This is a genomic window from Rhodococcus sp. OS5 (assembly GCF_056837585.1).
In genome coordinates this window covers 5,388,304-5,401,818 of sequence record NZ_CM166368.1, presented here as the reverse complement: position 1 = coordinate 5,401,818, position 13,515 = coordinate 5,388,304, and the positions used below count along the sequence as shown (strand labels likewise).

General features: G+C 62.0%; 15 protein-coding genes. 10 read left to right on the top strand and 5 right to left on the bottom strand.

Features of this window, described 5'->3' with window-relative positions:
- Window positions 1-17 precede the first annotated feature (17 nt).
- On the top strand, window positions 18-812 hold the full coding sequence (locus ACVZUB_RS25200) for an SDR family NAD(P)-dependent oxidoreductase (protein WP_058037660.1): 795 nt from the start codon (window positions 18-20) through the stop codon (window positions 810-812).
- Window position 813: 1 nt separating this feature from the next.
- Here ACVZUB_RS25200 and ACVZUB_RS25195 read toward each other — a convergent pair whose 3' ends face one another.
- The 4 genes from ACVZUB_RS25195 to ACVZUB_RS25180 are packed head-to-tail and all read right to left on the bottom strand — an operon-like array spanning window position 814 to window position 3,580.
- On the bottom strand, window positions 814-1,272 hold the full coding sequence (locus ACVZUB_RS25195; RefSeq protein ID WP_003940631.1) for a nuclear transport factor 2 family protein: 459 nt from the start codon (window positions 1,270-1,272) through the stop codon (window positions 814-816).
- A gap of 51 nt (window positions 1,273-1,323) precedes the next feature.
- Window positions 1,324-2,112, bottom strand: coding sequence for an SDR family NAD(P)-dependent oxidoreductase (locus tag ACVZUB_RS25190; RefSeq protein ID WP_020909164.1), 789 nt, complete (start codon window positions 2,110-2,112; stop codon window positions 1,324-1,326).
- 30 nt (window positions 2,113-2,142) lie between these two features.
- The gene (locus tag ACVZUB_RS25185) at window positions 2,143-2,439 is read right to left on the bottom strand and encodes a hypothetical protein (RefSeq protein WP_003940353.1); all 297 of its coding nucleotides are present in this window, start codon (window positions 2,437-2,439) and stop codon (window positions 2,143-2,145) included.
- Complete coding sequence (locus tag ACVZUB_RS25180) at window positions 2,417-3,580, bottom strand: 3-ketosteroid-9-alpha-monooxygenase, oxygenase component (RefSeq protein WP_003940257.1); 1,164 nt, start codon at window positions 3,578-3,580, stop codon at window positions 2,417-2,419. Before ACVZUB_RS25180 ends, ACVZUB_RS25185 begins: the two co-directional genes overlap by 23 nt.
- Before the next feature lie 237 nt (window positions 3,581-3,817).
- On the opposite strand from ACVZUB_RS25180, the gene hsaA reads away from it, so the two are divergent.
- From hsaA to ACVZUB_RS25145, 7 genes are all read left to right on the top strand, one after another.
- Window positions 3,818-4,984 (top strand): 3-hydroxy-9,10-secoandrosta-1,3,5(10)-triene-9,17-dione monooxygenase oxygenase subunit, encoded by a 1,167-nt coding sequence (gene hsaA / locus ACVZUB_RS25175; RefSeq protein ID WP_042448427.1) that lies wholly within the window; start codon window positions 3,818-3,820, stop codon window positions 4,982-4,984.
- Window positions 4,985-5,022: 38 nt separating this feature from the next.
- Complete coding sequence (locus ACVZUB_RS25170) at window positions 5,023-6,315, top strand: type I glutamate--ammonia ligase (RefSeq protein ID WP_083056673.1); 1,293 nt, start codon at window positions 5,023-5,025, stop codon at window positions 6,313-6,315.
- Window positions 6,316-6,380: 65 nt separating this feature from the next.
- Window positions 6,381-6,740 (top strand): ArsR/SmtB family transcription factor, encoded by a 360-nt coding sequence (locus tag ACVZUB_RS25165; RefSeq protein ID WP_058037663.1) that lies wholly within the window; start codon window positions 6,381-6,383, stop codon window positions 6,738-6,740.
- On the top strand, window positions 6,733-7,194 hold the full coding sequence (locus ACVZUB_RS25160) for an SRPBCC family protein (protein ID WP_030536982.1): 462 nt from the start codon (window positions 6,733-6,735) through the stop codon (window positions 7,192-7,194). The genes ACVZUB_RS25165 and ACVZUB_RS25160 overlap by 8 nt, the downstream gene beginning before the upstream one ends.
- 81 nt (window positions 7,195-7,275) lie before the next feature.
- Window positions 7,276-8,157 carry an SMP-30/gluconolactonase/LRE family protein gene (locus tag ACVZUB_RS25155; protein ID WP_058037664.1) on the top strand — a complete coding sequence of 294 codons (882 nt, stop codon included), beginning with the start codon at window positions 7,276-7,278 and terminating at the stop codon, window positions 8,155-8,157.
- Between the two features lies 1 nt (window position 8,158).
- Window positions 8,159-9,175, top strand: a complete 1,017-nt coding sequence (locus ACVZUB_RS25150; RefSeq protein WP_058037665.1) for a TIGR03617 family F420-dependent LLM class oxidoreductase — start codon at window positions 8,159-8,161, stop codon at window positions 9,173-9,175.
- Window positions 9,176-9,205: 30 nt separating this feature from the next.
- Entirely contained in the window at window positions 9,206-9,757 is a 552-nt protein-coding gene (locus ACVZUB_RS25145; protein WP_007732686.1) for a pyridoxamine 5'-phosphate oxidase family protein, read from the top strand.
- A 79-nt stretch (window positions 9,758-9,836) separates the two neighbouring features.
- On the opposite strand, the gene ACVZUB_RS25140 is transcribed toward ACVZUB_RS25145, so the two are convergent.
- Entirely contained in the window at window positions 9,837-11,369 is a 1,533-nt protein-coding gene (locus tag ACVZUB_RS25140) for an FAD-dependent oxidoreductase (RefSeq protein ID WP_037128865.1), read from the bottom strand.
- Window positions 11,370-11,522: 153 nt separating this feature from the next.
- Between ACVZUB_RS25140 and ACVZUB_RS25135 the strand changes: the two genes are divergently transcribed.
- Together ACVZUB_RS25135 and ACVZUB_RS25130 are read left to right on the top strand one after the other, a co-directional pair.
- Entirely contained in the window at window positions 11,523-12,149 is a 627-nt protein-coding gene (locus ACVZUB_RS25135; protein WP_030536987.1) for a TetR/AcrR family transcriptional regulator, read from the top strand.
- Window positions 12,150-12,341: 192 nt separating this feature from the next.
- The gene (locus tag ACVZUB_RS25130) at window positions 12,342-13,505 is read left to right on the top strand and encodes a steroid 3-ketoacyl-CoA thiolase (protein ID WP_083057065.1); all 1,164 of its coding nucleotides are present in this window, start codon (window positions 12,342-12,344) and stop codon (window positions 13,503-13,505) included.
- Window positions 13,506-13,515: the final 10 nt, after the last annotated feature.

The following is a 13,515-nucleotide window of genomic DNA, read 5'->3' as shown; positions in this document are numbered from 1 at the left end:
CCGCGAAAGGAACAGATATGAACAGGCTCGAAGGCAAGAATGTAGTGATTACAGGCGCCGCAAGTGGAATCGGGCGTGCAGCAGCACAACTCATGGCGGCAGAGGGCGCCAAGGTGCTGGTCGCCGACCTCGATCCTGCGCGTGCAGAGGAAGCGGCGGTGGCGATTCGCGAGACGGGTGGCAATGCAGTGGGTTTCGGCGTCGATGTCATGAACGAGGACTCTCTGGCAGCGATGATCGAAAAGGCGGTCACCGAATTCGGCGGCATCAACGTCCTGTGTAATCACGTGGGCGGTAGTAACCCGCGCAAGGATCTCGACCTGCTCCGGATGGACTTGGACGAGTGGGATCGCGTGATGTCGCTCAACGTCCGCAGCACTGTCGTCGCTTCACGACTTGCCATTCCGCACATGAACAGTGCCGGTGGAGGATCGATCGTCAACACGGCCTCGGTAGGTGGATTGATCGGGGATTCCCTGCAGTCTGCCTACGGATCCGCCAAAGCGGCAGTCATTCGTCTGACGCAGTACATCGCAGTCCAGTACGGAGCAAACGGTGTTCGGTGCAATGCCGTAGCGCCGGGCGCGATCCTGACACCCGCTCTCGTGGACAACATCCCCGCTGATGTCATCGACGGCATGAAGCAGGCAAACGCCCTGCCTTACCTCGGCGAACCCGAAGACATCGCGCATGCCATGGTCTACCTGGCTTCGGACGAATCTCGCTACATGACGGGGCAGACCCTGGTGGTCGACGGCGGACTCACCAGCAAGAGTCCGCTCGCGACCGGCCGTTCGTCGATGTTGAGCTGAATCAGCTCCGCCAACCGCTGGGGCCGGCGCCCAGAACCTCGATGGATCCCTGACTGGCGTGTGAATGCTTGGTGCGGTGCGTCATTCGCCACTTTCCGTCGATCCGCGCCCATGAGTCGTGGTAGTCGCCGAGGGTGAAGAAGTTCAGGTGAGCCTTGCTCCCGGTGCCCACATGCATGTCGCTGACATAGGAGCGGCTGGTGGCGAGATCGCCGACCACCTCGACCAGCACGTTACCGATCAGATGTTGGGTGGGACCGCACTCGTCGAGGAACGAGCGGATGGACGCCACTACCTCGGCGGGTCCGCGCAGAGTTCCGGTGCCCAATTCTGCCGTAGCGTCCGGCGTCATGATCCGGTGGAGTTCATCCCACTCTCGCGCATCCATAGCTCGGGCGAACTCGAAGATGGAGCGGGTGATCTCGCGTTCGTCGAGAAGAGTGGTGATGTCGATGCTCATGCTGTGCGCCTTTCTTAACGTCGGGGGGTTAATAAAGGCGCACAGCAGATGTCAGCGGTTGAGCAGCTTGCGCATCGCTTCGGCAGCGCCCTTGACCATCTTGTCTCGGGGGAAGCCACTGCGCTTCTTGGCGCCTTCGTAGTTTCCTGCAGCCACCCAGATCGGGCCGTCGGCAAGGTGTTCGAGACCTTCACGTGCAACATCTTCGGGCTCTGCGACGTTCATGCCCGGGATGTCGAAGTTCAGTCCCGCGCGAATCATAGCGGGTGTGCGAGTGACACCGAGAATGAACTCGACGACGTGAACGCCGTACGGCTGGAGTTCGAGCCACAGGCTTTCGGCGAAGATGCGCCCGAATGCCTTGGACGCCGCGTAGATGCTCTGGTGCTCGGAGCCCATGAATCCGGCCAGCGAACCGAGCAGCATGATGCCGCCGCGTCCGCGATCCTTCATCAATCCGCCGAAGTGGTGCGAGAGTTCGAGCTGCTTGTTGATGTTCAGCTCGATGACTCCGGCAAATCCCGTCAGATCTCCGGTGACGAACTCGTGGCCGTAGCTGTTGGCGCCGGCGTTGAAAATGAGGAGACCAACCTCGACGTCGTCGGTGACAGCCTTGATCTGATCGAGCGCGTCCGGAACGAGCAGATCCAATGCGAGAGTGCGTACTTCGACGCCGTTGGCGCGTGCCTTGGCCGCGGTCTCCTCGAGCGGGCCCGGCTTGCGGGCGATGAGAACGAGGTTGATGCCGATCTTGCTGAGCTCGTCGGCGAACCCTGCGCCGACACCTTCTGAACCGCCGGCGATGACTGCCCACGGGCCGTAGTACTGAGGATCGATCATTACTACCTTCTTCGAAAGATGTTGGCTTGACTAGTGAAACGGAGTCGGTACGGGTTCGCTGTCGTCGACGATCGGCTGAGGCACCGGCTCGTCGTTGAGGATCTCGAGTTCGCCCGCTGTTGCAGCGTTCACGATGGACGCGATCAAGGCGCCGCACTGCTTGCGAGGGGCACCGGGTCGTCCCTCTCGCTGCCCGAATTCACGGTCGTCGGCGATTTCGAGGCACTGGGCGCGGGCCTGGTCACTCCACTGAACGGTGGTGTGTTCCCAACTGTTCTTCTGGACCAGGACCTGAGCCTTGCACTCAGCGCACTGAAGAGGCTGCATCTTCGTCTGCCTTCTTTGCAGCGAGGTTGTCTTCGACTTCCTTCTGCCAGGCTGCGACGGGTCGCGCGGTGTCGAGTTCGAATTCGAAGCGCTCGGTCATCTCGGGAGCGATGTCCGCGACATCGACGTAGAACTGTTCGTACCAGCGACGGAGCTGGTAGACCGGGCCGTCTTCTTCGCACAGGAGCGGGTTCTCGATGCGAGTCTTGTTCTTCCAGATCTCGACGTCCTGCTCGAAGCCCTTGGCGATGAACGTGCCGAAGTTCGCGGCCATCGCGTCGGCGGCTTCACCCTGGAAGCGATCCGACTTCTTGACGATGATGCCGTACTGGAGCACGAACTTGTCCGCACTGACCGGGTAGTGGCAGTTGATGAGCACAGAGTCGACGTTGTAGTCCTCGTACTCGTAGGTCAGGTCGTCGACCATGAAGGAGGGGCCGAAGTACGTCGCAACCGAGTTGCTGCCGACCATCTTCGGGGTGCCTGCTGCGTGGGGACGCATGTCCGAGCGAGCGACGCCGCGCATGTACTGCGTTGCGGCGTGGCCTTCGAAGACGTTCTTGAAGTACGTCGGGAAGGAGTAGTGCACGTAGAAGAAGTGCGCCATGTCGACGATGTTGTCGACGATTTCGCGGCAGTTGGTGTCGACGGTCGTGGTGTACCAGACCCAGTCGCTCCACTCGTCGCTGAGCGCGCCTTCGATGCGGGGGATAGCCACGTCGTCGGTCGGCGGGTTGCCCTCGGGGTCATGCCAGACGAAGAGCATGCCGTCCTGGTCGAGGGTCTGCCAGGCGCGCGTCTTGGCCAGCGGGGGGACGCGGCGTGCGTACGGAATCTTCTGGCACTTGCCGTTGCCGCCCCAGCGCCAATCGTGGAACGGACAGGCAATGGCGTCGCCCTTGATGGTGCCCTGGCTCAAGTCGCCACCCATGTGACGGCAGTACGCGTCGAGGATCTTGACGTTGCCTTCACTGTCGGCGAAGACGACCAGTTTGGTGCCGAACGCCTCGATGGAGTGCGGCTGGCCGTCCTTGAAGGACTCCGTGAGTCCAATGCAGTGCCATCCACGCGCAAAGCGTGTAGGCGCGGTTCCAGCTTGGATCTCGCGAACCTCGTCGTTGTCGGACTGAGTGATCGTCACGATGAGTCCCGTCCTTTCCAGGGGCAGTGTCGACGCCCGACGCTAGGGGAGCGTGAATTGCCTCTGGGGTCTCGTCTCACTGGCCGGGACCAGCGGCGAGCGCGAGGATCCGGCGGCTGATCCCGGCCTCCGGGACTTCCGATCACCGGAACGCGTGACCGACATATCGTGACGGGGCAGCCGTTATGTCTATCTGCCGATCCGCTCCCTCACGGTTCGGTGCGAGGAGTGTCTCCCATGGTCAACAAGGTTCTGAGTTCAGTCCGTGATCTGCTTCCGAAGATCGCGGCCCGCGCTCAGAAGGTCGACGATTCGCGCAAGATCTCCGAACGGACCATCCGGGAGCTGTCCGAAGCCGGCGTCTTCTCCATGCTGGCGCCGAAAAGATACGGAGGTGCCGAGAGCGACCCGGTTCAGTTCTACGAAGTGGTCAGGGCCATCTCGGCTGCCTGCGGCTCGACCGGTTGGGTCGCGTCGGTGGTGGGGGTGCACCCGTGGCATCTTGCACTTTTCGACGACCGAGCGCAGGCCGACGTGTGGGGAGAGGATCAGACGACGCTCATTTCGTCCGCCTATGCGCCGGTCGGTCGACTGACGGCGGTGGACGGAGGCTACGAGCTATCGGGCCAGTGGGGTTTCTCCTCCGGTTGCGACCACGCGAGTTGGGCGTTGCTGGGAGCGATGGTGGTCGGCATGGATGGTCGTCCCGTCGATTTCATGACGGTGTTGGTGCCGCGCACCGATTACGAAATCCGTGACGTGTGGGATGTCGTGGGTATGCGGGGCACCGCGAGCAACGAGATCGTGGTCGACAAGGCCTTCGTTCCCGAGCACCGATTGAAGCGCAACTACGAGACCGCACAACTGCGTGGTCCTGGCCAAGCGGTCAATCCTGGCCCGCTGTACAAACTTCCGTTCGGGAGCATCTTCACCTCGACGGTTGCCGCTCCGTGTGTGGGCATCGTCGCCGGTTGTTACGAGGGGTACCTGGACGTGATGCGTGAGCGCGTCCGTCTGAGTTTGGGTGGTGGACGGTTCAGTGAGGATCAGTTCGCTCAGGTCGCCGTCGCACGTGCGTCGTCGGAGATCGATGCTGCGATTTTGCAGATGGATCGCAATATCCGGGAGATGTACGAACTTGCTGTGGCCGGTCAGGAGCTCCCACTCTCGATGAGGCTGCGTGCGCGTCGTGATCAGGTTCGTGCGACGGAACGCTCGGTGGAAGCGATCGACATGCTTTTCAAGACGGCAGGCGGGAACTCCCTCTCTCGCGGAAACCCGATCGAGCGTGCGTGGCGTGACGTTCATGCGGGCAGCGTTCACGTTGCCAACGAACCCGAGCGCGCGTTGGCGCTCTACGGCCGGGCGGCGTTCGGACTGCCGGTGGAGGACAACCTGATCTGACGGGTTGGCGCGTCACCGGGTGGGGTATTTGCCTTTGGATGAGGGAAGTACCGGCTCTGACCATCGGCTCGATCGTCGACATGGCGGGTGTCGCGCGCGCGAAGGTGATGCCGGCCGGCCGAACCGGTGTCTTCGAGAAAGCCGGTGCGGGAGTCTCACCGAGCTGGAACGTCTTCTGTAGCGACGATCGGATTGCCTTCACCGATTCCTTTTCCGTCGTGGGTGATCTCCGGTTGCGTATCGACCGCTCCGACCTCCGTGATCTCGGAGGGGGCGTGTCGTGGGCGCCGGCGACGTTGCACGATCAAGACGGTGCGACGGCTGCCGTGTGTACTCGGTCCGCACTCACTGCCGTCGTGGCGCGGCTTGCCGCCGACGGACTGGAAGCTCGGGTGGGTCACGAGATCGAGTTCACTCTTTTCGGTGATGCGTGTGACGGAGCGTGGTCGGCGTACGGGTTAGGTGCAGTCCTGCGCCGCGAGGACTTCCTCAAGGACCTTCTGCGCAATGCCGAACGCGCACAACTTCATATCGAGCAAGTGCATGCAGAGTACGGACCGGATCAATTCGAGATCTCCATCGCTCCGGCAACTCCTGTTCAGGCTGCCGACCTGGTGATACTGGCCCGGATCTTGATCAGCCGCACTGCCAGAGCCCATGGATTGGCGGCCTCGTTTTCACCGATACCTACGGTCGGAGGTGCAGGGAACGGTGCACACCAGCACTTTTCATTGAACTCAGGTGGGCGGCCCGTCTTCTCCGGTGGCGGGCAGGAGTACGGGATGACCGACAAAGGATCGTCAGCTTTGGGTGGAATCCTCTCTCACCTCACGGAATTCACGGCCATCTTTGCGTCCTCACCGCTCTCCGGGGTCAGGCTGCGACCGGACAATTGGTCGGGGGCCTACGTCTGTTGGGGGCTCGAGAACCGGGAAGCGGCACTGAGGTTCTGCGCAGAGTCACCGTCGAATCCACACGGCGCCAACGCCGAAGTGAAAATCGTCGATCCATCGGCCAACCCGTATCTGGCGACCGCTGCGATACTTGGCCTTTCGCATATCGGTATCGGCAATGCCTCGCCATTGCCGCCGGAAATTGTGGTGAACCCGTCGACTCTCACGGAGGCGGAACGTGATGAGCGCGGGGTGACCCGAGTCCCCACCGATCTGCGCGAGATAGTGCAGAAGTTCAACTCCTCCTCGGTGGCGAAGGAAATCTTCGGGGAGTCGATCATCGAAGCGATGGTGTCAGTGAAGGGAGTTGAGCGCGAGACTTTCTCCCAGATGGACGAGGCGACAACCGTCGAGCGGCTTCGATATACCTGGAGCTGAAAGGGTTGACGCGCAAGATGTCGAGTCCTATGTTTAAGCTATTCCTTAATTAAGGAGTTGCTTACATGGACGAGCGAAGTGGCCGACTCGATGCAGTGTTCAGCGCATTGGCCGACCCGACGAGGCGTGAAATGCTCTCTCGCCTCACTGATGGTTCGATGACCGTCGGTGAGTTGGCCGAGCCGTTCGACATGAGTCGACCTGCCATCTCTCAGCATCTGAAGGTGCTCGAGCGAGCCGGTCTCATCGAACGAACCGCCACCGCGCAATGGCGCACGTGCACCCTTCGCGCAGAGGGTCTCGACGACGCCAGCGCCTGGGTCGACGAACACCGGCGAGGCTGGAACGAACGCTTCGACCTCCTCGACGAGCGTCTACGTGAGCTGAAACAACGTCGACCGAAGAAGGAGAAGGACAATGAGTGACCGGAATGCCGATGCCACTGCAGAATTCACCATCACCCGGATCTTCGACGCGCCGCGCGACCTTGTCTGGCAGGCGTGGACCGACCCCGACGAGGCGGCGCGCTGGTGGCATCCGAAGGGTGTCAGCAGTCCCCGTGAGCATGTCACGATCGATCCCAGAGTTGGCGGAACGTACCGCTACCTGATGATCAACGACGAGAACGGAGCCGAGTACCCCACCGGCGGAACCTATCTCGAGGTCGACGAGCCGAAGAGGCTGGTCTTCACCTGGGGAAATCCGAGTGATCCGGTGGATGCCGCACCTCGGATAACGGTCACGCTCGCAGAACGGGGTGACAAAACCGAGATGACCTTCCACCTGGTAGGAATTCCGGGATTCAAGGGTGACGGGAATGTGTACGACGGATGGGAATCCGCTTTCGACGTGTTGGACGAAGTTCGCGCCGGCGACTAGTCGGGAATCGGACACCGCGACAGCGGTGCCGGTGATTGAATGAGACTGATACTTCATTCATCACCGACTCAGGAGAGCCCGATGGCACCAGAAGTTGCGGTAGTTCTCGAGGGATACACCTACTTCGAATGCCCGCGCTGGCACGAGAACCGGATCTGGGTATCCGACTTCTACACCTACCAGGTGATTTCGGCCCGCGAGGACGGGACCGACATACGCGTCGAGGCGGAGGTTCCAGGGCAGCCGTCCGGGCTGGGGTGGCTTCCGGACGGCAGATTACTGGTCGTCTCCATGCGGGACCAGAAGATTCTGCGGCGAGAATCCGATGGCGAGTTGGTGGTGCACGCAGACTTGTCCGGGTACGTCAGTGCCAACGTCAACGACATGCTGGTCGACGCACAGGGACGAGCGTACGTGGGCAACTTCGGGTTCGATCTGATGAACCTGGCCCCCGTCGAGACGGCAGATCTCCTCCGCGTCGACCCCGACGGATCGGTGCACGTCGTCGCGCGAGATCTCCACTTCCCCAACGGAATGGCTCTGACGTCGACCGGAGATCTGCTCGTGGACGAAACGCTGGGAAATCGAATCAGTGCGTTTGCCGTCCAGGCCGACGGCTCTCTGGGTGAACGCCGCGACTGGGCGTCGTTCGGGCCGGTGCCTGGTGGACCCGAGATGGAGACCACCCTCGCTCAGATCGTCGTTGCGGCGGACGGGTGTTGTATCGACGGAGACGATTCGATGTGGGTGGCCGATGCCCTCGGAAGCCGTGTTCTTCATGTGGGCGCCAGCGGGGAGATAGTCGACGAAATTGCCTTCGACAGCGGTGTCTTCGCTTGCGGACTCGGCGGTTCCGACGGTCGTACCCTGTTCGTTTGTGCCGCCCCGGATTTCAATGAACACGCTCGCAAGGTGGCTACCGAAGGAAAGCTGCTGTCGATTCGCCTGGAGCCTTTGAGCTGATATGGAATTGGTGACCTCGCTACCTGCCGACACTCCGCTGCGGCAGGTAGCTGAGCACGTCCGACGCATCGAGAACCTTGGTTTCGACACGGTGCACATCTCCGAAACCATTCGTGATCCGTTTGCGGTGGCGGCCTTGGCCGTCGAGCACAGCAGTACTCTCACTGTCCGGACGTCGATGGTTGTCGCGTTTGCGCGCAGTCCCATGGTGACGGCTTTGGCTGCCTGGGATCTTGCGGGTTTCTCGGGTGGGCGATTTCAACTGGGGCTTGCGACGCAGGTGCGTGGGAACATCGTCGGGCGGTACTCGATGCCGTGGACGGATCCTGTTGCGCAACTGCGTGATTACGTCAGCGCTGTACGCGAGATCTTCCGAGTTTTTCAGGAGGGCGGTGAACTCGACCATGCCGGAACGCACTACACCTTCGACCGGCTGCAGCCCTACTTCAATCCGGGGCCGCTCGATGTTCCGGCTCCGGAGATCTGGACCGGGGGAGTGAACTTGCGCATGTGCTCACTGGCGGGAGCCGTCGCCGACGGTTTTGTTTCTCACCCCACCAGCTCCCATCCGAAGGTGCTCGCGGAGAGGATCATTCCATCGTTGACGGCAGGAGGAAGGAAGCCGCGACTGATTGCCGTTCCGAAGATGATCACCGGCAAAGATCCTGCCGCGATACTTGCTCAACGAGAAGCGGTGCGCAGTGAACTTGCCTTTCTCTACTCCACTCCGGCGTACCGAGTCGCGCTGGAGGTCCTCGGATTATCCGAGGTCGGGGAAGAACTGACAGTGATGGCGCGGGCAGGTGATTGGGCTCGACTACCTGCCGTCCTCACCGACGATGTTCTCGACAGGCTGGTCACGCAATGCACCTACGCCGAACTCCCCGAGGTGCTGAGTTCGAAATACGCGAGTCTCTGCGACGGCATTGCACTGGCGGTGCCGGCGAATCCCGCCGACGACCGCGTCTTCGCAGCGATGTGTGAGGAGATTCGAGCCGCCGCAGCGTCTGCCCCGTGACGTCCAGTCGGCGCGAACTACACTCTCGACATGGGGCGCGTCTACGAAGGCATCGATGAAAAGCTCACCACGTGGTTGCAGGCTCAACCGCTGTTCGTCGTTGCCACCGCACCGTTGTCTGCTGACGGGTTGGTCAATTGCTCACCCAAAGGGGGAGTCGGATCGTTTGTGGTGCTGACATCCAACCGGGTGGCGTACCTCGACCTCACCGGCAGCGGTGTGGAAACCATCGCGCACGTGCGCGAGAACTCCCGAATAACACTGATGTTCATGGCGTTTGACGGACCACCGAAGATCGTACGACTGCACGGTCACGGACACGTTCTGCTTGCAGGGTCGGAACCGTTCAACGAGCTTGTCGGTAGGTTCCCTGAGCACCCGGGGCTGCGGTCGATCGTCGTGGTCGATCTGACGCGCATTTCGGATTCGTGCGGATACGCAGTACCGCTGATGGACTACCAATCCGATCGTGACGTGCTCGACCGCGTAGCGGAGAAGAGGGGGCCGGAGCGGCTCATCGCCTATCGCGCCGAGAAGAACGCGAAGAGTGTGGACGGGTTGCCCGGTATCGACCTGGAGTGATACAAAATCGCGTCGCCGTGCGAAAGAGTGTGGGGCAGGTGATTCTGACATTGCCTGCCCCACGTCCTCGTTGTGCTGGTTACTTCGCCATGTCCTGGGCTGCTCGGTACGAGAAGACCATGGCCGTGCCGAGCGGAACGCCAGGACCGGGGTAGAAGCGGCCGCTCAGTGACGCGCTCGTATTGCCGGCGGCGTACAGGCCGTCGATGGCGCTGCCGTCGGCACGCAGGACTCGACCGTTGACGTCGGTGACCAATCCGCCCTTGGTGCCGAGGTCACTGAGGACGATGCGGGCCGCGTAGAACGGACCGTTCTCGATCGCCGTCAGTGCCGCATTCGCGCCGCCGTTGGGTGGGCAGAAGAATGCGTCGTACGGGTCTTCGCCGCGATGGAACTCTTCGTCGACTCCCAGCTTTGCGGCATCGTTGAACTTTTCGACAGTGCTGCGCAATGCGTCGGCCGGCAGTCCGGTCTTGGCGGCGAGTTCTTCGAGAGTGTCGGCGGCGACCCAGGTTCCGGCCTCGAGGTGCTTGGCGGGCGCCGTGTTCGGGATGCAGATGGCAGGTAGTCCGCCACCCTCGCGCGAGTCGAAGATCATGAACGACGGCACTGCAGAACCGTTGTCGTCGTGCGCATCCATGGCCCGGCCGAACTGGTCGTACGGGAGAGACTCGTTGAGGTAACGCTCGCCCGCGTTGTCGACGACGAGTCCGCCGCGAACGCCGACCATGAATGCGGCGCTGCCGTCCGGCTGCTCGACGCCGGGGCAGAACCACGCCTGATCGAGCAAAGCGGTTGCGCCACCGACAGCAATTCCGGCGGAGATCGCGTCACCGGTGTTGGCGCCGAAGGGACCCATACTCCAGATCGCTTTGCCGGGGGTGCCGGCCTGCTCACGCATCTCGGCGTTGCCTTCGATGCCGCCCGCTGCCATCAGCACACCGCGGTTCGCCTTGATTCGCTGGGTTTCGCCGCCGGATTCGACCTCGGCGCCGACAACCCGACCGTCTTCCACGATCAGGGAGGTGAGGATGGATTCGGTACGAAGTTCTGCGTTACCGGTGCTCTGGACTGCGGCCAGCAGTCGGCCGATCAGTGCGCGCCCACCGATCATCGGGCCGGGAGCATGATCCTGACCGGTGCGGTCTTGGTCGAGTTCCGGACGCACCTTGCCGGCGAGGTCACCGATGTCGGCGGGATCGAGATCGAGAGGGTTGATGGAGCGTCCCGTGTCCATCCGGCCTTCGGCCTTGTAGTAGTCGGGGAACGCACGGAACTCGAATTCGATGTGCGGGTTCTGCTCGAGTAGTGCGACGACATCGGGAGCGGTCTCGACATAGGCATCCTGGCGCTCGGACTCGGCGTCGCCGAGCAATGCGCGCAGATAGGTGCGTGCGTTCTCCGTTGAGTCGGGGAGTCCCGCACGTTCCTGTACTTGGGTTCCCGGCAGCCAGATGGATGCGCCCGAGTACGCGGAAGTTCCGCCGAAGCGATCGGTTTTCTCGAGGACGATCGTCGTCAATCCTCGAGCTGCCGCGGTGTATGCGCCGGTCAGCGCGCCGCCGCCGGAGCCGACTACCAACACGTCGCACTCGGTGGTCCAGTCCTGCATCATTGCGTCCTAACTCCAAGAGGGTGGGGTGTCCACGGAATACCGCACGGGGAGAGAAGGCCATGCCAGGTCCCACTGAGCGGGCAATATGCCGAGATGGGTGGTCGAGATGAGAGAATTGGCGAAATCGTTCGCGACCGGGACACAGAATCGATGATGGGGGCGACGTTGCCGAGAATTGCCGAGGTCAGGGACGCTGCAGAGCCCAGTTCGGACGAGCAGCGGGCGCGCCATGTGCGGATGCTGGAAGCGGCGGCCGAATTGGGGACCGAGAAGGAACTCTCACGGGTACAGATGCACGAGGTCGCCAAGCGGGCGGGCGTGGCCATCGGCACTCTTTATCGCTATTTCCCCTCGAAGACGCACCTCTTCGTCGCTGTGATGGTCGAGCAGATCGACCAGATCGGTGCCAGCTTTGTCAGGCATCAGGTTCAGTCGGACAATCCGCAGGATGCGGTGTACGAGGTATTGGTTCGCGCGACTCGCGGGTTACTGCGTCGGCCGGCTCTCTCGACTGCGATGCTGCAGTCGTCCAGTACCGCCAACGTCGCGACGGTGCCGGACGTGGGAAAGATCGATCGCGGCTTCCGGCAGATCATTCTCGATGCGGCCGGGATCGAGAACCCCACCGAGGAAGACAACACCGGGTTGCGTCTGCTGATGCAGCTGTGGTTCGGGGTCATCCAATCGTGCCTCAACGGTCGAATCTCCATCCCCGATGCGGAGTACGACATCCGCAAGGGATGCGACCTGCTTCTGGTGAATCTCTCACGGCACTGACGTGACTTCGCCCCTCTCTGGGGAGGGTTCGTCATGTTCGCAAAATTGAAATCAATTCTATTTTTGAATCCGCATCAGTTGAGAGTTGATGTCAATCCGGACATTGCCCTGACATCGTTAATAGAATAAATTACAGAAAATTAGACGGTGAGCCAGCTCACCGACCGAAAACTCCACGAAGGAGCGAACATCATGGGTCATGCAGTCATCGTCGAGGCCGCTCGGACACCGATCGGCCGTCGTCGCGGCGCCCTGGCGGGACTGCACCCCGCCGAGATTCTGGGAGCAGCGCAGCTCGGCGTTCTCGAACGGGCAGGCGTCGCACCGGAAGACATCGGACAGATCGTCGGCGGCTGTGTCACCCAGGCAGGTGAGCAGTCCAACAACGTCACGCGGCAGGCGTGGCTGCACGCCGGATTGCCGTACAGCACCGCGGCAACCACTATCGACTGCGCCTGTGGATCCGCCCAGCAGGCAGTGCATTTGATTTCCGGCCTGATTTCGTCTGGTCAGATCTCGGCCGGTATCGGCTGCGGCGTCGAGGCTATGAGCCGTGTGTTCCTGGGTCAGGCAAACGCACCGGGAACGGGAAACCCGTACCCGGACGACTGGACCATCGACATGGGTGACCAGTTCACCTCCGCGCAGCGAATTGCCGAGAAGCGTGGGATCACGCGCGCCGACGTCGACGCGTTCGGTCTGGAATCGCAGCGCCGCGCAGCTCAGGCTTGGGCAGAAGGACGCTTCGACCGCGAGATCGTGCCCGTCAAGGCTCCCGTGGTGGACAAGGAAGGCGTGCCTACCGGTGAGATCGCCACTGTCACTCGCGACGGGGGACTGCGTGAGACGACGGCAGAAGCGCTGGCTGGGCTCAAGCCGGTCATCGAAGGCCATATCCACACCGCCGGCAACTCGTCGCAGATCAGTGATGGCGCGGCTGCGGTACTGCTGATGAGCGAAGAGCGCGCACAGGAACTGGGATTGAAGCCCCGCGCGCGGATCGTCGCGTCCGGCATGGTCGGATCCGATCCCTTCTATCACCTGGACGGGCCGATCGAGTCCACCCAGATGGTGCTCGACAAGGCCAAAATGACCTTGGACGACATCGATCTCGTCGAAATCAACGAAGCCTTTGCCTCGGTCGTGCTCTCCTGGGCGCAGGTTCACGGCGCAGACTTGTCCAAGGTCAACGTCAACGGTGGTGCGATCGCGCTCGGGCATCCCGTCGGTTCCACGGGCGCTCGTCTGATCACCACTGCGCTGCACGAACTCGAGCGCTCGAACAAGTCGACGGCTCTGGTCACGATGTGCGCCGGTGGCGCTCTCTCGACCGCCACCATTATCGAACGCATCTGACCCGTACTGA